Genomic DNA, 20,656 nt, shown 5'->3' with positions numbered 1-20,656 from the left:
CTTCCACGATCGAGCGCGATCATGCCCGTCACGGTGATCACGCCCGCTGGGCGTCGTCAGGCGCGGCCGAGGCGATCCAGGATCCAGGCGTTGATGAACGCCTCCTCGCGCCAGGCGTCGTAGCGGCCGCTCGGCCCGCCGTGCCCGGCACCCATCTCGGTCTTGAGCAGGTAGTCGCCCTGCGGGGCGGTCGCCCGCAGCCGGGCGATCCACTTCGCCGGCTCCGAGTAGAGCACACGGGTGTCGTTGAGGCTGGTCACCGCGAGGATCGCCGGGTAGTCCACCGCCGTCACGTTCTCGTACGGCGTGTACGACTTCATGTACGCGTACACCTCGGGGTCGTCGAGGGGGTTGCCCCACTCCTCCCACTCGGTGACGGTCAACGGCAGCGACGGGTCGAGGATCGAGGTGAGCGCGTCCACGAACGGCACCTGCGCGACAATCCCGCTGAACGCGTCCGGCGCGAGATTGGCGACCGCGCCCATCAGCAGGCCACCGGCCGAGGCGCCCCGGGCGACCAGCCGGTCGCTGGCCGTCCAGCCGGCCTTGACCAGGTGCCGGGCGCAGGCGACGAAGTCGGTGAAGGTGTTCTTCTTGGCCAGCATCTTGCCCTGGTCGTACCAGCGCCGGCCCAGCTCACCGCCGCCCCGGATGTGCGCCACCGCGAAGACGACGCCCCGGTCCAGCAGGGACAGTCGGGCGACCGAGAACCACGGGTCCATGCTGGCCTCGTACGAGCCGTAGCCGTACAGCTCGCACGGTGCCGAGCCGTCCCGCGGGGTGCCGACCCGGCAGACCAGCGAGATCGGCACGCGGGTGCCGTCGTCGGCGAGCGCCCAGTCGCGGTGCTGCTCGTACTCGGCCGGGTCGTACGGCCGTCCGTCCGGCCCGGGCAGCACCGGCTTCTGCTTGCGCAGCACCATCTGCCGGGTGACCAGGTCGTAGTCGTACACCGAGTCGGGGGTGATCAGCGACGAGTAGCGCAGGCGGATCTGCCCGGTGCGGTACTCCGGGTTGGCGTCCAGGCCGACGCTGTACAGCGGTTCGGGGAAGTCGATGTCGTACCCGTCGTCGCTGCCGACCGGCAGCACCCGCAGGCCGGTGAGCCCGTCGGTGCGCAGCGACACCACCAGGTGGTTCGCGAACGCGTCCACCGCCTCCAGCCGGGTGCCGGGGGTGTGCTCGATCAGCGGCACCCAGTCGCCCGGAACGTCGGCCGAGGTGAACGCCAGCGCGAAGTCCTCCGCGCCGTCGTTGTGCAGGATGAGGAAGCGGTGCCCGTGGTGCTCCACCGCGTACTCGATGCCCTGCCGGCGTGGCGCGATCACGGCCGGCGCCCCGGCCGGGTTGCCGGCCGGGATCACCAGCACCTCGCTGGTGACCTTGCTGTGGATGTCGATGAGGATGAACTTCTCCGAGCGGGTCAGCTCCACCCCGACCCAGAACCGCTCGTCGTCCTCCTGGTGGACGACCACGTCGTCGGCGGCGGCCGAGCCGATGGTGTGCCGCCAGACCTTGTTGGGTCGCCAGGCGTCGTCGACGGTCACGTAGAACAGCACCGACGCGTCGGCCGACCAGGCGGTGCCGTAGAACGTGTCCGGTACCTCGTCGGGCAGCAGCTCGCCGGTGGTGAGGTCCTTCACGCGCAGGGTGAACCGCTCGTCGCCGGAGAAGTCGGTCGAGTACGCCAGCCAGCGCCCGTCGGGGCTGACGTCGAAGGCGCCCAGTGCGAAGAAGTCGTGCCCCTCGGCCAGCAGGTTGCCGTCGAGCAGCACCTCCTCGCCGTCGAGCGGGGCGCCGTCCGCGCTGACCGGCGGCTCGGTCTCGCCGTCGCGGACCGCGCGGCGGCAGTGCACCCCGTACTGCTGACCTTCGATCGTCCGGGTGTAGTACCAGTGCCCGCCCTTGCGGGTGGGCACGGACAGGTCGGTCTCCCGGGTGCGCTGGCGGGTCTCCTCGAACAGGTCGGCGCGCAGCTCGGCCAGGTGCGCCGTGCGCGCGTCGGTGTACGCGTTCTCCGCGGTCAGGTAGGCGATCGTCTCCGGGTCGTCCTTGGCGGCGAGCCAGGCGTACTCGTCGACGACCGTGTCGCCGTGGTGGGTGCGCTCGGTGGGCACCCGCTTCGCCGCGGGCGGGGCAGTCTCGGTGGTCACGGCGGCCACGTTACCGGCCGGGCCGCTCGGCGCGCCGGACCAGCGGCATCCCGATATCCACCACCACGGCTTTCGAACACATGTACGATGGCCGGCATGGCGGCAGCAGCGAGTTCCCTCGGCCGGTCCGGAGCCCTCGAGATCACCCGGCGGTTGGCGGCGATCTGCGGTCCACCGTTCTCCCGGCTCGGCGGGGCGGCCGACGAGGTGGCGGGGCGGCGGGCGCGCTGGGTGGCGGTCCCCGGCGGTCCGCACGCCGCCGCCGAGGTGCTGCGGCTGGCCGCCGCGCACGACCTGACGGTGGTGCCCCGGGGCGCCGGCACGAAGATCGACTGGGGTGCCGCGCCGGTGCAGGTCGACATCATGCTCGACACCGGCCGGTTGGCCGGCATCGGTCACGAGCCGGTCGGCGCACCGGTCGCCGAGGTGGGTGCCGGCACGCCGCTGCGGGCGGTGCAGGCGACGCTGGAGCGCACCGGGCAACGGCTGGCGTTGGACGCTCCGTCGCCCGGGGCGACCCTGGGCGGGGTGCTCGCCTCCGGTGAGTCCGGCCCGCTGCGGCACCGCCACGGCAGCCCCTGTGACCAGCTCCTCGGCGTCCGCTATCTCGGCGCCGACGGCGAGCTGGTCAGCGCCGGTGGCGGCGCACCCGGTCTCGACCTGGCCCGGCTGCTCTGCGGCTCGCAGGGCGCGCTCGGCGTGCTGGTCTCGGCGAGCCTGCGCGTGCAGCCGGTGCCGGCCAGCCGGCTGTGGGTGTCCCGTCCGGTGTGGACCCCGTTGGAGGTGCACGACCTGGTCCGGATGATCCTCGCCGCCCGCCTGGATCCGGCGGCCATCGAGCTCGACCTTCCCGGCGGTACGCCCCGGCCGCGCACGCCGTACCCGCCCGGTCACCCGTCCGCCACCGCCCGGGAGCGCCACCCGTCGATGTCCGGCCGGTCCGGCGCCCCGTCCCGCGCAGGCAGCCTGGTGGTGCTGTTGGAGGGCGGCCCGGCCGACGTCACCGAACGCGCCGAACGCCTGGTCGGCCTGCTGCACGGCGAGGCCACGGTCGCGCACTCCGCCCCGACGTGGTGGCGTCGCTACCCGTTCGCCCCCGGCGACACGGCGCTGCGCCTGGAGGTGCCGATCAGCGACCTGCACGCCGCCGTGTACGCGCTGCGCGACGCGGCCGGGAGCCCGGTGCCGGTCCGGGGCTCCGCCGGGCTGGGCGTGGTGCACGCGGCGCTGCCCGGCACGCTGGCCCCCGACCGGGTGGCGTCCATCCTGGCCGCCGTGCGCGGGGTGCTGCTGGCCCGGCAGGGTCGCTGCGTGGTGGTTTCCGCCCCCGCACCGGTCCGGCGGGCGGTCGACCTGTGGGGCGAGATCGCCGGCCTGGCCCAGCTCCGGGTCGCGAAGGAGCATCTCGACCCGGAGCACCGGCTCGCCCCCGGTCGCCTGCCCGGCGGCCTGTGACGGACCCGGCCCGGGCACCTGGTCAGACCATGTCGTTGCGCAGCACCAGGATGGCGATGTCGTCGCGGGGCGGCTCGACCGAGAAGTTGATCGCGGCGGCGCGCAGTCGGGCGGCCACCACGTCGGCCGAGTAGCCGGCCAGTGGCGCGGCCGCGTCACGCAACCGGTCGGTGCCGAACAACTCCCGGCCGCGCCGCCGCTCGGTGACGCCGTCGGTGTAGAAGATGAGGGAGTCGCCCGGGGCGAGTGCGATCTGCGCCGTCGGCGAGGTGATCGTGTCGAGCAGGCCGAGCGCCGTGCCGCCGGTGCCGACGAACGCGGCGCCGCCCTTGCCGGCCAGCAGCACCGGTCGGTCGTGCCCGGCCAGGTGCAGCGCGACGTCCAGCTGGTTGCCGTCGCCCGGCCCGACCGCCGCCAGGGCCAACGTGCAGTACCGGCCGCTGCCCCGCTCGACCAGCGTCTCGTTGAGCCGGGCCAGCGCCTCCGGCAACGGCTTGCCGTCGCCGACCAGCACCCGGATCACGTCGCGGACCAGCCCGGTGACCGCGGCGGCCTGCACACCCTTGCCGGAGACGTCGCCGATCACCACCAGCCAGCGCCCGTCGGGCAGCGGCACCACGTCGTAGAAGTCGCCGCCCACCTCGGCGTCGTCGCCGGTCGGGACGTACTCGGCGGCGAAGCCGATCCCGTCCACCAGCGGCAGCGCCGGGGGCAGCAGGGACTGCTGGAGGGTCTGCGCCACCCGCCGGCGCTCGGCGTGGATGCGGGCGTTCTCGATGGCCAGCGCGGCCCGCCGGGCCACGTCCTCCAGGACGGCCACCTCGTCCGGGTCGTGCCGGTGCCGCTGGTGCCGCCCCACGGCCAGGGTGCCGAGCCGCTGCCCGCGCGCGATCAGCGGGACCGCGAACCCCTCCATCGGCCCGCCGAGCGGGATCTGCGCCGCACTGCGGGACGCTTCGCGCAGGCGCGCCTGGATCGAATCGGGGCCGGTCTCGGCCAGCACCTTGTGCAGTTGCGGCAGCACCGACTCGTCGGCGTGGGTCGCCGCGGCCATCCGCAGCCGGCCCCACTCGTCGGTGGTGTGCACCGCGCACCACTGGCCGAGTCGGGGCACCACCAGCTGCGGGATCAGCGCCATGGTCAGCTCGACGTCCAGGGACTGGGCCAGCAGTTCGCTCGCCTCGGCGAGGAAGGTCAGCCACGCCTGCCGGCGGACGTCGGCCCGGCGCAGCCGGTCGTTCTCGAGGTGCAGCGACAGCCGCTCGGCGGTGAGGACCGCGAGGGGCCGGGCGTACGCGGAGGGCGCGGCGTCCAACTCCAGCTCCCCGCCGTACGGGCGGTGCACGGTCAGCGGCACCCGGAGCAGTTCGCTGTCGTCGCGGGGCTGCCGGCCGAAACGGGCCAGCACCTGGCGGCCCTGCCCGTCGCCCCGGTCCAGGCGGATCGCGCCGCCGGCCGCTCCCACCATCTCGGCGAGGCGGCTGAGCAGGCCGGTGGCGAAGTCGGGCAGCGGATCGTCCGCGTACATGTCGGGAGCGGTCTGCATGAGTTCGCTCATGGCGTTGGCGCTCGGCGCGGAGCGGTCGTCGGCCACCCCGTTCGGGGTCGCCCGTCCCTCGGCGCCGGCAGCGCCGGGCGGGTCGGCGCCGGGGCGGTCCAGCCGGAACCAGACGCCCTTGCCGGTGGGCAGGTACGTGGTGCCCCAACGGCTGGCGAAGTGGTCGACCAGCAGCAGCCCCCGACCCCGCTCGGACACCTCGTTGATCTCGGTGGCGTCGTTGCGGGTGCCGACGGTCAGCTCGTCGCCCGAGCCGGCCGCGAAGTCGGAGACGGTCACGGTGAGCCCCACCTCGTCCGCGACGACGTCGATGTCCAGTTCGGTACGGGCGTGTTCGACGGCGTTGGTGGTCAGCTCCGTGGTGAGCAGCAGAGCCTCGTTGGCCAGCTCGTCCAGGTGCGCCTCGGTCAACACCGAGCGGACCACCGCGCGGGCGGCGGCGGGGGTACGCCGGTCGGCGGGCAGACGGACGTGCCGGACCGCCCCGTTCCGGGCCCCGGCCGTCGCGGGCCCCGCCTCGGCTGACACCCTCGTATCCTCCATCGTTCCCCCGCCGGGTGCCAAGCCGATCACCGTCGCCCCGCGCGGGGGAGGTGCTGGCACCGAGATCGCCCGCCCGGGTGCGCCGAATCGGGCCCGCGTGGCGGGTTCGGGCACCGGAGCGAGGTCTGCGACGCACCGTACCGGATCGGTCCTCCCCGGGCGGATCGATGCGGTGTCCGGGACGGTCCGGCGGGTCGCGCACCCTGGCACTGCGGCGCGCGCGGGCACAATATGGGGTGTCGGTGTGTCCGCACGGACCGGCGCCCCCGAGTTGAGCGAGGAATGATGACCACGGCGAAGCAGTCGGTGGCGGATCCGTCCGCGTCCGACCACGAGGCGCTCCTCGGTGAGTTGACCGAGGCGCTGCGACGGGTCCGTCGCGGCGACCTGAAGGTCCGGCTACCCCGCCGCGCCGGTACGGCCGGTGAGGTGGCGGACGCCTTCAACGAGGTGGTCTCGCTCCAGGAACGGCAGTACCTGGACCTGCGGCGGATCAGCCGGATCGTCGGCCGGGACGGCCGGCTCACCGAGCGCCTGGACGACGAAGGGCTGGACGGTTCCTGGGCGGAGGGGCAGCGGGCGATCAACTCGTTGATCGACGACCTGGGCCGGCCGACCACGGAGATCGCCCGGGTGATCGTGGCGGTCGCGGACGGCGACCTGTCCCAGCACATGGCACTGGAGATCGACGGTCGGCCGCTGCGCGGTGAGTACCTGCGCATCGGGCGCACCGTGAACACGATGGTCGACCAGTTGTCGTCGTTCTCGAACGAGGTGACCCGGGTGGCCCGCGAGGTGGGCACCGAGGGCAAGTTGGGTGGCCAGGCCGACGTCCGGGGCGTCGCCGGCACCTGGAAGGACCTCACCGACTCGGTGAACACCATGGCGTCGAACCTGACCGGCCAGGTGCGGTCGATCTCACAGGTGGCGACGGCGGTGGCCAAGGGCGACCTGTCGCAGAAGATCACGGTCGGCGCGCGCGGTGAGGTCGCCGAGTTGGCCGCGACGATGAACTACCTCACGGACACGCTGCGGCTGTTCGCCGAGCAGGTGACCCGGGTGGCCCGCGAGGTGGGCACCGAGGGCAAGCTGGGCGGCCAGGCCGAGGTGCCGAACGTGGCCGGCACCTGGAAGGACCTGACCGACAGCGTCAACTCGATGGCGTCGAACCTGACCGCCCAGGTGCGGAACATCGCGCAGGTCTCCACGGCGGTGGCGCGCGGTGACCTGTCGCAGAAGATCACGGTGGCGGCGCAGGGCGAGATCCTGGAGCTGAAGGACACCGTCAACACGATGGTGGACCAACTCTCGTCGTTCGCCGACGAGGTGACCCGGGTGGCGCGTGAGGTGGGCATCGAGGGCAAGCTCGGCGGCCAGGCCCAGGTGCGGGGCGTTTCCGGCACCTGGCGCGACCTCACCGAGAACGTCAACCAGTTGGCCGGCAACCTGACCAGCCAGGTCCGCAACATCTCCCAGGTCTCCACGGCGGTGGCCAAGGGCGACCTGTCGCAGAAGATCACAGTGGACGCACAGGGCGAGATCCTGGAGCTGAAGAACACCGTCAACACCATGGTGGACCAACTCTCGTCGTTCGCCGACGAGGTGACCCGGGTCGCGCGTGAGGTGGGCACCGAGGGCAACCTGGGCGGTCAGGCGCAGGTCAAGGGCGTTTCCGGTACGTGGCGGGACCTGACCGACAACGTGAACTCGATGGCGTCGAACCTGACCAGCCAGGTCCGCAACATCGCGTCGGTGACGACGGCGGTGGCGAAGGGTGACCTCAGCCAGAAGATCACGGTGGACGCGCGGGGCGAGATCCTGGAGCTGAAGTCGACGGTCAACACGATGGTGGACCAGTTGTCGTCGTTCGCCGACGAGGTGACCCGGGTGGCCCGTGAGGTGGGCACCGAGGGCAAGCTCGGCGGTCAGGCCCAGGTGCGCGGCGTCGCCGGCACCTGGCGGGATCTGACCGACAACGTGAACTCGATGGCGTCGAACCTGACCGCCCAGGTCCGCAACATCGCGCAGGTCTCCACGGCGGTGGCGAAGGGTGACCTCAGCCAGAAGATCACGGTGGACGCGCGGGGCGAGATCCTGGAGCTCAAGTCGACGGTCAACACGATGGTCGATCAGCTGTCGTCGTTCGCCGACGAGGTGACCCGGGTGGCCCGCGAGGTGGGCACCGAGGGCAAGCTCGGCGGTCAGGCGCAGGTCAAGGGCGTCTCCGGTACGTGGCGAGACCTGACCGACAACGTGAACTCGATGGCGTCCAACCTGACCAGCCAGGTCCGCAACATCGCCTCGGTGACGACGGCGGTGGCGAAGGGTGACCTCAGCCAGAAGATCACCGTGGACGCGCAGGGCGAGATCCTGGAGCTCAAGTCGACGGTCAACACGATGGTCGACCAGTTGTCGTCGTTCGCCGACGAGGTGACCCGGGTGGCCCGCGAGGTCGGCATCGAGGGCAAGCTCGGCGGTCAGGCGCAGGTCAAGGGTGTGTCCGGCACCTGGCGTGACCTCACCGAGAACGTCAACCAGCTCGCCTCGACGCTGACCACCCAGCTGCGGGCCATCGCCCAGGTGTCCACGTCGGTGACCCGCGGCGACCTGACCCAGCGGATCGCGGTCAAGGCGCAGGGCGAGGTCGCCGAGCTGAAGGACAACATCAACCAGATGATCGTCACCCTCCGGGAGACGACCAAGAAGAACGCCGAGCAGGGCTGGCTGGACTCCAACCTGGCCCGTATCGGTGGCCTGTTGCAGGGCCAACGGGACCTGGGCGAGGTCTGCCGCATGATCATGACGGAGGTGACCCCGCTGGTCGACGCCCAGCTCGGCGCCTTCTTCCTCGCCGACGACACCGACGGCAGCATGCGGCTGCGGCTGACCTCCTCGTACGGGTACGTGGCGCGGGGGCACGACGTCACCTTCGGGCCGGGTGAGGGGCTGGTCGGGCAGACCGCCCTCTCGCGCCGGACGATCCGGGTCAGCGCCTCACCGAACAGCCGGCTCACCCTGCGGTCCGGTCTGGCCGAGACACCCCCGTCCGACCTGGTGGTGCTCCCCGTGCTGTTCGAGGGTGAGCTGCTCGGGGTGATCGAGTTCGCAAGCGTGTCGGCCTTCTCCGAGCTGCACCTGTCGTTCCTGGAGCGGCTGGTGCTCACCATCGGCATCGCGGTCAACACCATCCAGGCCAACCGGCGTACGGAGCAACTGCTGGCCCAGTCGCAGCGGCTGGCACACGAGATGCAGGAGCAGTCGGCGGAGTTGCAGCGCACCAACGCCGAGCTGGAGGAGAAGGCCACTCTGCTGTCCGAGCAGAAGGGCAACATCGAGACGAAGAACCGGGAGATCGAGCTGGCGCGGCTGGGCCTGGAGGAGAAGGCTCAGCAGTTGACCCGGGCGTCGGCCTACAAGTCGGAGTTCCTGGCCAACATGAGCCACGAGCTGCGTACCCCGCTGAACTCGTTGCTGTTGCTGGCCCGTCTGCTGGCCGAGAACTCGGAGCAGAACCTCAGCCCGAAGCAGATCGAGTTCGCGCGGACCATCCACGGGTCCGGCTCCGACCTGCTGCGTCTGATCGACGACATCCTCGACCTGTCCAAGATCGAGGCGGGTCGGATGGACGTCGAGCCGACCGAGATCCGCTTCTCCGAGCTGCGCGGCTTCGTCGAGCAGGCGTTCGCGCCGCAGGCCGAGGAGAAGAACCTGGACTTCCAGGTACGGGTGAGCAAGGATCTGCCGCCGGCGTTGGTGACCGACGCGCAGCGGTTGCAGCAGATCCTGCGCAACCTGCTCTCCAACGCGGTGAAGTTCACCGACAACGGTGCGGTGACACTGCGGATCGCCCCGGCGGCGGAGAACGTGGTCTTCGACGTCCCGGCGCTGACGAACGCTCAGCAGGTGATCGCGTTCACCGTGATCGACACCGGGATCGGCATCTCCGACGACAAGTTGTCGATCATTTTCGAGGCGTTCCAGCAGGCCGACGGCACGACCAGTCGCCGCTATGGCGGCACCGGCCTGGGGCTGTCGATCAGCCGCGATCTGGCCCGACTGATCGGCGGCACCATCACCGTCTCGTCGGTGCCCGGTCAGGGCTCGACCTTCACCCTCTTCGTGCCGCAGGTGTTGGCCCCGGACGCCGTGGTCGCGCCTCAGTCACCGTCTCCGCAGCGCGCCGGCCTGCCGTCGTCGCTGCTGATGCCGCCGCTGGAGTTGTTGCCGGAGCGACCCGAGGCGCCGGCCACCCGCCAGTTGGACGGGGCGACCGTGCTGATCGTGGACGACGACGTGCGTAACGTCTTCGCCCTGACCAGCGCATTGGAGCTGCACGGGATGACCGTGCTGTACTCGGACAACGGGGCGGACGGTGTCCGCCTGCTGGCCGAGCATCCGGAGGTGGACATCGTGCTGATGGACGCCATGATGCCGGACCAGGACGGGTACGAGACCACCCGCCAGATCCGCCGTAACCACCGCTTCGCGGACCTGCCGGTCGTCTTCCTGACCGCGAAGGCGATGCCGGGTGACCGCGAGTCGGCGCTCGCGGCCGGGGGCAGCGACTACATCACCAAGCCGGTCGACCTGGACGACCTGATCGAGTTGATGTCGTCGTGGATCAGCGGCAGCCGGACCGAGGAGACTTCGTGACCCAGATGGCCAAGGCGCTGCTCGTGGACGACCGCCGGGAGAACCTGATGGCCCTGGAGGCGATCCTCCAGGGCCTGCCGGTCCAGTCGGTGGCGGTGGAGAGCGGCGAGGCGGCCCTCAAGCAGCTGCTGGTGGACGACTTCGCGGTGATCCTGTTGGACGCGCAGATGCCGGACATGGACGGGTTCGAGACGGCGAGCCACATCAAGCGTCGGGAGCGGACCCGGCACGTGCCGATCATCTTCCTCACCGCCGCCGACCGGGACGCCCAGCTCGCCCTGCGGGGCTACCAGGTGGGCGCGGTGGACTACCTGACGAAGCCGTTCGACCCGTGGGTGCTGCGGGCCAAGGTGTCGGTCTTCGTCGAGCTGTGGGTGAAGACCCGGCAGTTGGCCGCCCAGTCGGACCTGGTGCGGGAGCGGGAGGCGCAGTGGCGGCGGCTCACCGACGCGGTGGACGAGGCCACCACCCTGCTCCGCTCCGACGACCGGGAGGCGCGGGACCGTGCGGTGGAGCTGTTGGAGCAGGCCCGTTGGGGCAACAGCGCCTGACCGGGCTGCTCAGACCTCGCTGGGGCGCAGGTGTCCAGTCTCGGCCCGGCGGATCCGCCAGCGCTCAGCCAGCGAGTCGATCTCTTCCTGAACGAAGATGAAGAAGTCGCGCATCTCGGCGACCCGTTCACCGGCCGGTGTCTGCGGGCCGTTGAGGGCATCCACCCCGGCGCTGGCCGCGTCGATGAACGTCTTGTAGATCGCGGTCTTGGTGATGGTCCCCTCGTACCAGGGGTTCTCCGGCATTCGGTAACGGTCGCGGCGGGAGCGGGGGACTGGCTCGCGGATCAGCATGCCGAACTGGGTGAGGTAGCGCACCGCGCCGCTGACCGCCGCCGCGCTCACCCCGAGTCGTTCGCCGATCTCGGCGGCGGTGAGCGGGTCGTCGGCGCTCATCACGGTGAACAGCACCCGGGCGGCCATCCGGGGGAAGCCGACCTCGGCGAACGTCAACGCCATCCGTTCGACGAAGAGGTGCACCGGGTCGTGGCCGTCGACGGCTGCCATGGTGGTCCCTTCTACGCGTGTCGTGGGCACCGATGGTGCCCCGACTCTCACAGTCTTCACAACTTTGTGAAACGAGTGTAGCTTCCGAAGTATGGAAACTCCGATTTCGGTGTCCGGCCTGGTCAAGACCTTCGGCCGGACCCGGGCGCTCGACGGCCTGGATCTGACCGTCCACGCCGGTGAGGTGCACGGCTTCCTCGGCCCGAACGGGGCCGGCAAGTCGACGACCATCCGGGCGCTGCTCGGCCTGCTGCGGGCGGACGCGGGAACGGTCCGCCTGCTCGGCGGTGACCCGTGGCGCGACGCGGTGGCCCTGCACCGCCGGCTGGCGTACGTGCCGGGTGACGTGACGCTCTGGCCCAACCTGTCCGGCGGCGAGGTCATCGACCTGCTCGGGCGGATGCGCGGCGGCCTCGACCCGACCCGCCGCGCGGAGCTGCTCGACTCCTTCGAGCTGGATCCCCGCAAGAAGGGCCGGGCGTACTCCAAGGGCAACCGGCAGAAGGTCGGCCTGGTGGCGGCCCTCGCCTCCGACGCCGAACTGCTCATCCTGGACGAGCCGACCTCCGGCCTGGACCCGCTCATGGAGGAGGTCTTCCAGCACTGGGTCCGCCGGGCCAGGACCGACGGCCGTACCGTGCTGCTCTCCAGTCACATCCTGGCCGAGGTGGAGGCGCTCTGCGACCGGGTGACGATCATCCGCAACGGGCGGGACGTGGAGACCGGCACCCTGTCCGAGCTGCGCCACCTGCGCCGCACCTCGATCGAGGCGGAGCTGATCGGCCCGGTGGACGGGCTGGGTCAGCTCGCCGGCGTACACGACCTGCGGGTGGACGGGCACCGGGTGCGCTTCGACGTGGAGAACGCCGCGCTGGACGCCGCGCTGCGTCAGCTCACCGAGATCGGCGTACGGAGTCTGGTCAGTCAGCCTCCGACCTTGGAGGAGCTGTTCCTGCGGCACTACCAGGCCGAGCAGGTGCGGTCATGACCTCCTTCACCGGCACCCGGCACCTGGTGCGGTTGATCATGCGCCGGGACCGGGTCGTGCTGCCGATCTGGATCCTGCTGCTCGCGGTGCTGCCGGCCAGCTACGCCAGCGCGTACACCGGCCTCTACCCGACCGCCGCCGAGCGGGCCGCCTACCTGGCCGGGACGGCGAGCAACCCGTCGATCGTCGCCCTGCTCGGCCCGGTGTACGGCGACAGCATCGGCGCGCTCACCGTCCAGCGGGCCGGCCTGCTCGCGGTGATAGCCGCGCTGGTCAGCGTGCTGATGGTGGTGCGGCACACCCGTACCGAGGAGGAGGCCGGCCGGCGGGAGCTGCTCGGCGCGACCGTGCTGGGCCGGTACGCCGGTCTGACCGCGGCGCTGCTCGTCACGTACGCCGCGAACGTGCTGCTCGGCCTGCTCACCGCCGGCGGCCTCGTCGCCGCGGGCCTGCCCGGCACCGGCTCGCTGCTCTTCGGCGCCGGGATGGCGCTGACCGGCATCGTGTTCGCCACGGTCGGCGGGCTGGCCGCGCAGCTCACCGAGAGTGCCGGCGGGGCGCGCGGGATCGGCCTGGGCGTGCTCGGGTTGGCGTTCGCGCTGCGGCTGGGCGGTGACGCCGGGGGTTCCGGTGGCACCGGCGGGAGCGCGGAGTGGCTGAGCTGGCTGTCACCGCTGGGCTGGGCGGCCCGGGGTCGGGCCTTCGCCGGCGAACGCTGGTGGGTGCTGCTGCTTCCGGTGCTGTTCAGCGCGGTGCTCGCGCTCGTCGCGTACCCCGTCTCGGTGCGCCGTGACCTCGGCGCCGGGGTGTTCCCGCCCCGGCTCGGCCCGGCCTCCGCGGGCGCGCTGTTGACCGGCCCGTTCGGACTGGCGTGGCGGCTGCACCGGGGTCAGTTGCTCGGCTGGACCGTCGGCTTCGGGCTGCTCGGCCTGGTGCTGGGCGGCGCGGCCGACGCGGCCGGCGACGCGGTGGAGGGCAACGAGCAGGTTGCCGAGATCCTGGCCCGCCTGGGCGGCTCATCGACCCTGGCCGAGGCGTACCTCGGGAGCACGTTGAGCCTGACCGCGCTGGCCGCCGCCGGGTACGGCATCCAGGCCGCGCTGCGCGCGCGGGCCGAGGAGACCGCCGGGCGGGCCGAACCGCTGCTCGCCACGGCGGTGAGCCGGACCCGCTGGTTGGCGGCGCACCTGGTCTTCGCGCTGCTCGGTCCCGTGCTGGTGCTGGCCGTAACGGGGCTCGCGACCGGGCTGGCGTACGGCCTCAGCGTCGGCGACGTCGGCGGCGAGGTGCCCCGGCTGCTCGGCGTGGGTTTGGCGCAGGTGCCGGCGGCCTGGGTGCTCGCCGGGCTCGCGGCGCTGCTGGTGGGCTGGCTGCCCCGGTTGTCGTCGGTGGCCTGGGCGGTCCTCGCCGGCTGCCTGCTGCTCGGTCAGCTCGGCGCGGTGCTGAAGCTGAGCCAGTGGGCGCTTGACGTCTCCCCGTTCACCCACACCCCGCAGGTCCTGGGCGACAACTGGACGGCCACGCCCCTGGCAGCCCTGACGGTGATCGCGGCAGCCCTGCTAACCCTGGCCCTGAGAACCTTCCAGTCCCGAGACGTTCCCACCCCCTGACCCGCGTTGATCATGAGGTTGGCGGGCGATCCGCTGCCCCGACGACCCGTCAACCTCATGATCAATCAAGGAAGGCGAGGGGGCGGTGGCCCGGGTGGGGTCAGCCGGTGGGCTGGTCGTTGCGGATCATCAGGGCGCTGCGCAGGCCGGTGATGTCCAGGACACGGATCAGGAAATCGCCCACGTGGGTGAGCATCAGCAGGCTCTGCGCGTGGCTGGCCTTGCGGCTGAGGACGACCAGCGTGCCCAGGCCCTGCGAGTCGCAGAAGGTGACGCCACCGAGGTCGAGCACGATGCGCGGCGGCGGGTCGGCCAGCACCTCGTTGACGACCGTGGAGAGCTGGGCGGCCGTGAGCATGTCGATCTCACCGGCCAGGCGCAGCACTGCTTCGTCGCCCGTCCGGTGTAGCGTGATGGACAGTTCGGCACGATCCACCCGGTCAGCCTAGCGCGATCCAGCCGGCCCGGCCTGTCGAGGCCGCGAGCCACTCCCGACCCCGGTGTCGGCAGCCTCCGACGAGCGCCGATGGTGGGTGAGCCCGGTAACCCCGGCCCGGGGTGGCTGCTGGTTGGCCGTCCGGCGCTGACACAATGGCCCCATCGTGACCGACATCGTTTCCGCCGGATCTGGCCGTTACCCGGCCGACGCGCCGGCCTCCGAGGCCCTGTTCGACCGCGCCCGCGCCATCGTGCCGGGCGGGGTGAACTCCCCCGTGCGCGCCTTCCAGGCGGTCGGCGGCACCCCACGTTTCATGGTCCGTGGCGAGGGTCCGTGGCTGTTCGACGCCGACGGCCGCCGCTACGTCGACCTGGTCTGCTCGTGGGGTCCGCTGATCCTCGGGCACGCCCACCCCGAGGTGGTGGACGCCGTGCAGGCCGCCGCCGCCCGGGGTACCAGCTTCGGCACCCCCACCCCCGGTGAGGTGGAGCTGGCCGCCGAGATCGTCGACCGGACCCCGGTGGAGCAGGTCCGCCTGGTCAACTCCGGCACCGAGGCGACCATGTCGGCGATCCGGCTGGCCCGCGGCTTCACCGGCCGCTCCAAGATCGTCAAGTTCGCCGGTTGCTACCACGGTCACGTCGACGCGCTGCTCGCCTCCGCCGGGTCCGGCGTGGCCACCCTGGGCCTGCCCGACTCGCCCGGTGTGACCGGCGCGGCGGCCAGCGAGACGATCGTTCTCCCCTACAACGACATCCGGGCCGTCGAGGAGGCATTCGCCGCCGAGGGCCCGCACATCGCCGCGGTGATCACCGAGGCCGCCGCCGGCAACATGGGAGTGGTCGCCCCCCGCGACGGCTTCAACCAGCAGCTCGCCCGGATCGCGCACGCGCACGGCGCACTGCTCGTGGTGGACGAGGTGATGACCGGGTTCCGGGTCTCCCGCGCCGGATGGCACGGCCTCGACGCCTCCGACGCCGACCTGTGGACGTACGGCAAGGTCATGGGTGGTGGCCTGCCCGCCGCGGCGTTCGGCGGGCGCGCGGAGATCATGGCGCGGCTCGCCCCGGCCGGCCCGGTCTACCAGGCCGGCACGCTCTCCGGTAACCCGCTCGCCTGCGCTGCCGGCCTGACCACGCTGCGGCTCGCCGACGACGCGCTGTACCGCCGCCTCGACGAGACGGCCGCCGTCGTGGGCAAGCTGGCGTCGGACGCGCTGGCCACCGCCGGGGTGCCGCACCGCCTGTCGTACGCGGGCAGCATGTTCTCGATCTTCTTCACTGACGCCGACGTCGTGGACTACGACAGTGCCCGCACCCAGCAGGTGCCGGCGTTCAAGGCGTTCTTCCACGCGATGCTCGCCGCCGGCGTCTACCTGCCGCCGAGCGCGTTCGAGTCGTGGTTCGTGTCGGCGGCGATCGACGACGCCGCTCTGGAGCACATCGCCGCCGCGCTGCCGACAGCGGCGAACGCGGCGGCGGCAGCGGCTGGTCACGGGGGGTAGCGAGCGGTGAGCAAGACGGTGGTCCACGTGCTCCGGCACGGCGAGGTGTACAACCCCAACCAGATCCTCTACGGCCGGCTGCCCGGTTTCCGCCTGTCCGAGCTGGGCGTGCAGATGGCCAAGGCCGCCGCGCAGGGCCTCGCCGAGCGGGAGGTCGTGCACGTGGTGGCGAGCCCGCTGGAACGCGCCCAGCAGACCGCCGAGCCGATCGCCGCCCAGTTCGGGCTGCCGGTCGGTGTCGACGAGCGGCTGATCGAGAGCGCCAACTGGTTCGAGGGCAAGAAGGTCTCCCCGGGTGACGGGTCGTTCCGTGACCCGCGCAACTGGTGGGTGCTGCGCGACCCGGTGACGCCGTCCTGGGGTGAGGCGTACCGGGTCATCGCCGAGCGGATGTTCGCCGCCGTGCACGCCGCCCGGGTCGCCGCCGAGGGCCGCGAGGCGGTGCTCGTGTCGCACCAGCTGCCGATCTGGACGCTGCGCCGCTACGTCGAGCGCAAGCGGCTCTGGCACGACCCGCGCAAGCGGCAGTGCGGCCTGGCGAGCCTCACCTCCTTCCACTTCGACGGCGCGAAGGTGGTGGGCATCGGCTACAGCGAGCCGGCCGCCCACCTGATCGCCCTCTCCGCGACAGCCCGGACGGCCAAGGGGGCCTGATGAACGCCCGCAGGTGGACCGCCGGTCTGCTCGCCACCGTCGCCGCGGTGGCACTGGTCGGCTGTACGTCGTCGAAGGGTCAGGAGAAGACCTGCACGACCACCACCGACGGGGTCATCGAGTGTGCGCCGGACCAGCGTTCGGCACCCCCGAAGCTCACCGGTGAGCTGCTCACCGGCGGCAGCTACGACGTCGACCAGGCCCGCGGCCAGGTGGTGGTGGTCAACTTCTGGGGCTCCTGGTGTGCGCCGTGCCGTGCCGAGGCGGACGACCTGGAGGCCACCTACCAGGCCACCAAGGCCACCGGGGTGACGTTCCTCGGCATCAACGTGCAGGATTCGCGGGACAAGGCCAAGGCGTTCGAGGAGGGCCGGGTCACCTACCCGAGCCTCTTCGACCCGTCCAGCCGGCTCGCGCTCGACCTGGACATCCCGCCGAACACCGTGCCGGCGACCGTGGTGCTCGACCGGGATGGTCGGGTCGCCGCGGTCATCCGCGCGGCGGTCAAGCAGGAGGGTCTGCAACCGATCGTCGAGCGGGTCGCCGCCGAGAAGCCGGCGTCGAACTGATGGGCGAGACCTTCCGGGAGCTGGCCCTGAGCGGGCCACTGCTGCTCGCCATCGGCGCCGCGGCGCTCGCCGGCCTGCTCAGCTTCCTCTCCCCGTGCGTACTGCCGCTGGTGCCCGGCTACCTCTCGTACGTCACCGGTCTGGCCGGCGCCGACCTGGAGGGCCGTCGGCCGGCGGCCGATCCCGCGCCCGCCGAGGGCGGCGGGGGAGTCGCCGTCCGCGAGCGGGCCGCGACGGCGGCCGTCAAGGGCCGGGTGCTGGCCGGGACGCTGCTCTTCATCGCCGGCTTCACCGTCGTCTTCGTCGCCACCGCGATCCTGTTCGCCGGCATCGGCCGGGTCTTCTTCGAGTACGAGCGGCAGCTGGAGATCGTCGTCGGCGCCCTGATCATCGTGCTCGGTCTGGGCTACCTCGGGATGATCCCGGCGCTGCAACGCGAGTTCCGGATCTCCCGGCTGCCGTCGGCGGGGCTGCTCGGCGCACCGATCTTCGGTGCGGTCTTCGCACTCAGCTGGGTGCCCTGCACCGGCCCCACGCTCGGCGCGGTGATGGGCATGGCGGCCACCAGCGGCCAGAGTGACCGTGCCGTGGTGCTCGCCGTGGCGTACTGCCTCGGGCTGGGGATACCGTTCATCGTCTTCGGGCTGGGCTTCCAGCGCCTGCTCGGGGTCTTCCGCGCCATCCGGCGCAACAGCCGCTGGGTCACCCGGGTCGGCGGCGCCCTGCTCATCGTGATCGGCCTGGCGCTGATCACCGGCGGATGGCAGAACTTCGTGATCTGGTTGCAGACCACCGTCGGGGTGGGCGAGGTGAGCATCTGATGACGGTCGTCGACGACCGGCCGGAGACCGTTGCACCGGCGCCCGGGCGCCGTCCCAACCGGCTGCTGGCCCTGCTGCGCAACTCGTGGCGGCAGCTGACCAGCATGCGTACGGCGCTGATCCTGCTCTTCCTGCTCGCGATCGCCGCCATCCCCGGCTCGGTGCTGCCGCAGCGCGGGATCAGCCCGGAGAAGGTCAACCAGTACTTCGTCGACCACCCGGACTGGGCACCCCGACTGGACCGGATCGGCGCGTTCGAGGTCTTCGGCTCGGTCTGGTTCTCCGCGATCTACCTGCTGCTGTTCACGTCCCTGATCGGCTGCATCCTGCCCCGGCTGCGCGACCACGTCCGAGCGCTGCGGTCCCGGCCGCCGGCCGCACCGAAGCGGATGGCGCGGTTGCCGCAGCACACCGTGCTGCCCGCTCCGGCCGGTGGCACGGCGGCCATCGCCCAGGTGCTGCGCAAGCGGCGCTGGCGCGTCGAGGTACGCGGCGACGAGGTCTCCGCCGAGAAGGGCTACCTCAAGGAGACCGGCAACCTGCTGTTCCACACCTCGCTGATCGCGGTGCTGCTCGGCGTGGCGCTCGGCTCCTGGTACGGCTGGAGCGGCAACCGCCTGCTCGTGGCGGGCGCGGACAACGCGTTCTGCAACACCCGCCAGCAGTACGCCGAGGCGAAGCTCGGCCCTCGGGTGGACAGCGCCGAGCTGCCCCGTTTCTGCCTGCGGCTGGACGACTTCCAGGCCCGGTTCCTGCCGTCCGGTCAGCCGGAGTTCTTCAACGCCACGGTGACCGTCGACGGCCCCGACGAGCCGACCCGCAGGGCGGACTTCTCGGTGAACTCGCCGCTGCGTCTCGCCGACGCGAGCGTCTACCTGCTCGGCCAGGGGTACGCCCCGGTGATCCGCTACACCGACCGGTTCGGTCGCAGTCAGACCAGCACCACACCGTTCCTGACGACCGGCGACATGGGCCTGACCAGCGAGGGTCTGGCCGCCTTCCCGGACGCGAACGTCGACCCGGCGACCGGTCAGCGCGCACCGGATCAGCAGGTGGCCTTCACCGGCATCTACCTGCCGACCGCGCCGCAGAAGGCCCCGTTCGTCCGCTCGGAGTACCCGACCGAGCGCAACCCGACGCTGAACCTCGTCGCGTACCGGGGCAACCTCGGCCTGGACGCCGGCATCCCCGGCTCGGTCTACCAGCTCGACCAGCGGCAGGTGCGCGCCGGCAAGGTCAAGGAGGTCGGCACCAAGCTGCTCCGCAAGGGCGAGACCTGGACGCTGGACGATGGCACGACCGTCGAGTTCCTGGGCACCGAGCGGTACGTCACGCTCTCCGTCCGGCACGATCCCGGCTCGACGATGCTGCTGGTGAGCTGCGGTGTCCTGCTGGTCGGGCTGATGGGCTCGCTGTTCGGCAAGCGCCGCCGGGTGTGGTTCCGGGTGACATCGGCCGACCCGACGCACGAATCTCCGACAAGCGGTAGTAGCTTGATGGAGGTCGGTGGGTTGCCGCGTACCGACTATCCAGGGTTCGCCGACGAGTTCGCCCAGCTCGTCACCGCTGTGAGCGGTGCCGACGGGGCTGCCGAGCGGGCCGACACCGACGCTGACTCCAGCGACCGGGCCGGTGTGCGAGAAGGGACCGAGTGATGTCCGCGCTCTCCGACAATCTGGTGACCTTCGCGATCCTGACGTACCTGATCGCGATGATCAGTCACGCCGTCGAGTACGCGCTGGGCAACGCGCGTACCCGGGTCGCCGTGGCGTCGCCCGCCCGCGAGCTGGTGGGGGCGGGGGTTGGCGGTGGCGGCGGCGTCATCCCGGAGCCGCCCGCGCCGGTCCCGCCGACGGCCGACGGCGCGGCACGTCGTGCCCGGATCGCCGGCCTGGTCGCGGTGGGGGCCACCGCGCTGGCCGCCGTGCTGCACCTCGCGGCGCTGGTCACGCGGGGTCTGGCCGCCGACCGGATGCCGTGGGGCAACATGTACGAGTTCGTGCTCACGGTGACGTTCATCGGGGTCGCCGCCTGGCTGGTGGTGCTCTGGAAGCGGCCGTTGCTGCGCAAGCTCGGGCTGTTCCTCACCCTGGTGATGGTGCTGCTGGTCGCCACCGCCGAGCTGGTGCTGTACGTGCCGATCGTGCCGCTGGTGCCGGCGCTGAACTCGTACTGGTTCGTCATCCACGTCTCGACCATCGTCTTCGCGTCCGGCATCTTCCTGCTCGGCGTGGTGCCGGCGGTCGGCTTCCTGATGCGCAACGGGTACGAGCAGGGCAAGCGGAGCTTCCCGTACACCCTGGCCAAGCGGCTGCCCGGCGCGGTCGGCCTGGAGCGGCTCACCTTCGCGCTGCACGCCTTCGCGTTCCCGATCTTCACGTTCGCGGTGATCGCCGGTGCGATCTGGGCCGAGGCGGCCTGGGGTCGGCCGTGGGGCTGGGACCCGAAGGAGACCTGGGCGTTCATCTCCTGGGTGGTGTACGCCGGCTACCTGCACGCTCGCGCCACGCCCAGCGTCAAGCGCAACGTGGCCACCTGGATCGCGGTGCTCGGCTTCCTCACCATGCTGATGAACCTGTTCGGCGTGAACATCTTCTTCACCGGCCTGCACTCGTACGGCGGGTTGGACTAATCCCCACAGAATGTAGAAC

Annotated in this window: 15 protein-coding genes; 11 read left to right on the top strand and 4 right to left on the bottom strand. The window is 71.7% G+C overall.

Annotated features, from left to right (window positions below):
* Window positions 1-56: 56 nt before the first annotated feature.
* Window positions 57-2,153 (bottom strand): S9 family peptidase, encoded by a 2,097-nt coding sequence (locus AB0H52_RS12405; protein ID WP_151489276.1) that lies wholly within the window; start codon window positions 2,151-2,153, stop codon window positions 57-59.
* Between the two features lie 96 nt (window positions 2,154-2,249).
* Between AB0H52_RS12405 and AB0H52_RS12400 the strand changes: the two genes are divergently transcribed.
* Window positions 2,250-3,608 (top strand): FAD-binding oxidoreductase, encoded by a 1,359-nt coding sequence (locus AB0H52_RS12400; protein WP_151489277.1) that lies wholly within the window; start codon window positions 2,250-2,252, stop codon window positions 3,606-3,608.
* Between the two features lie 22 nt (window positions 3,609-3,630).
* Here the strand turns inward: AB0H52_RS12400 and AB0H52_RS12395 are convergent, their stop codons facing one another.
* Window positions 3,631-5,694 carry a SpoIIE family protein phosphatase gene (locus tag AB0H52_RS12395; protein WP_357946946.1) on the bottom strand — a complete coding sequence of 688 codons (2,064 nt, stop codon included), beginning with the start codon at window positions 5,692-5,694 and terminating at the stop codon, window positions 3,631-3,633.
* A gap of 300 nt (window positions 5,695-5,994) precedes the next feature.
* Here AB0H52_RS12395 and AB0H52_RS12390 point away from each other — a divergent pair, with 300 nt between their 5' ends.
* Both AB0H52_RS12390 and AB0H52_RS12385 read left to right on the top strand, forming a co-directional pair.
* Window positions 5,995-10,362: a HAMP domain-containing protein gene (locus AB0H52_RS12390; protein WP_151489279.1), complete on the top strand. Its 4,368-nt coding sequence runs from the start codon at window positions 5,995-5,997 to the stop codon at window positions 10,360-10,362.
* Window positions 10,359-10,913 (top strand): response regulator, encoded by a 555-nt coding sequence (locus AB0H52_RS12385; RefSeq protein WP_151489280.1) that lies wholly within the window; start codon window positions 10,359-10,361, stop codon window positions 10,911-10,913. Before AB0H52_RS12390 ends, AB0H52_RS12385 begins: the two co-directional genes overlap by 4 nt.
* Window positions 10,914-10,922: 9 nt before the next feature.
* Here the strand turns inward: AB0H52_RS12385 and AB0H52_RS12380 are convergent, their stop codons facing one another.
* The gene (locus AB0H52_RS12380; RefSeq protein WP_151489281.1) at window positions 10,923-11,420 is read right to left on the bottom strand and encodes a helix-turn-helix domain-containing protein; all 498 of its coding nucleotides are present in this window, start codon (window positions 11,418-11,420) and stop codon (window positions 10,923-10,925) included.
* Window positions 11,421-11,511: 91 nt separating this feature from the next.
* Between AB0H52_RS12380 and AB0H52_RS12375 the strand changes: the two genes are divergently transcribed.
* Together AB0H52_RS12375 and AB0H52_RS12370 are read left to right on the top strand one after the other, a co-directional pair.
* Entirely contained in the window at window positions 11,512-12,408 is an 897-nt protein-coding gene (locus tag AB0H52_RS12375) for an ABC transporter ATP-binding protein (protein WP_151489282.1), read from the top strand.
* Window positions 12,405-14,018, top strand: a complete 1,614-nt coding sequence (locus AB0H52_RS12370; RefSeq protein ID WP_357946941.1) for an ABC transporter permease — start codon at window positions 12,405-12,407, stop codon at window positions 14,016-14,018. Before AB0H52_RS12375 ends, AB0H52_RS12370 begins: the two co-directional genes overlap by 4 nt.
* Before the next feature lie 100 nt (window positions 14,019-14,118).
* Here the strand turns inward: AB0H52_RS12370 and AB0H52_RS12365 are convergent, their stop codons facing one another.
* Window positions 14,119-14,454 (bottom strand): STAS domain-containing protein, encoded by a 336-nt coding sequence (locus AB0H52_RS12365; RefSeq protein WP_007454492.1) that lies wholly within the window; start codon window positions 14,452-14,454, stop codon window positions 14,119-14,121.
* 166 nt (window positions 14,455-14,620) lie between these two features.
* Here AB0H52_RS12365 and hemL point away from each other — a divergent pair, with 166 nt between their 5' ends.
* The 6 genes from hemL to ccsB are packed head-to-tail and all read left to right on the top strand — an operon-like array spanning window position 14,621 to window position 20,637.
* A complete protein-coding gene (hemL, locus tag AB0H52_RS12360; RefSeq protein WP_151489284.1) occupies window positions 14,621-15,961 on the top strand; it encodes a glutamate-1-semialdehyde 2,1-aminomutase in 1,341 nt (446 codons plus the stop codon).
* Window positions 15,962-15,967: 6 nt separating this feature from the next.
* Window positions 15,968-16,615 carry a histidine phosphatase family protein gene (locus tag AB0H52_RS12355; RefSeq protein ID WP_151489285.1) on the top strand — a complete coding sequence of 216 codons (648 nt, stop codon included), beginning with the start codon at window positions 15,968-15,970 and terminating at the stop codon, window positions 16,613-16,615.
* The gene (locus AB0H52_RS12350; RefSeq protein WP_357946936.1) at window positions 16,615-17,184 is read left to right on the top strand and encodes a TlpA disulfide reductase family protein; all 570 of its coding nucleotides are present in this window, start codon (window positions 16,615-16,617) and stop codon (window positions 17,182-17,184) included. The genes AB0H52_RS12355 and AB0H52_RS12350 overlap by 1 nt, the downstream gene beginning before the upstream one ends.
* Window positions 17,184-18,005 carry a cytochrome c biogenesis protein CcdA gene (locus AB0H52_RS12345; RefSeq protein ID WP_357946933.1) on the top strand — a complete coding sequence of 274 codons (822 nt, stop codon included), beginning with the start codon at window positions 17,184-17,186 and terminating at the stop codon, window positions 18,003-18,005. The genes AB0H52_RS12350 and AB0H52_RS12345 overlap by 1 nt, the downstream gene beginning before the upstream one ends.
* The gene (locus AB0H52_RS12340) at window positions 18,005-19,660 is read left to right on the top strand and encodes a cytochrome c biogenesis protein ResB (RefSeq protein ID WP_151489288.1); all 1,656 of its coding nucleotides are present in this window, start codon (window positions 18,005-18,007) and stop codon (window positions 19,658-19,660) included. The genes AB0H52_RS12345 and AB0H52_RS12340 overlap by 1 nt, the downstream gene beginning before the upstream one ends.
* Entirely contained in the window at window positions 19,660-20,637 is a 978-nt protein-coding gene (gene ccsB / locus AB0H52_RS12335) for a c-type cytochrome biogenesis protein CcsB (RefSeq protein WP_151489289.1), read from the top strand. The genes AB0H52_RS12340 and ccsB overlap by 1 nt, the downstream gene beginning before the upstream one ends.
* Window positions 20,638-20,656 lie beyond the last annotated feature (19 nt).

The organism is Micromonospora sp. NPDC050695, from assembly GCF_040654415.1.
Taxonomy (GTDB): domain Bacteria; phylum Actinomycetota; class Actinomycetes; order Mycobacteriales; family Micromonosporaceae; genus Micromonospora.
This window is presented reverse-complemented; position numbering and strand designations above follow the sequence as displayed.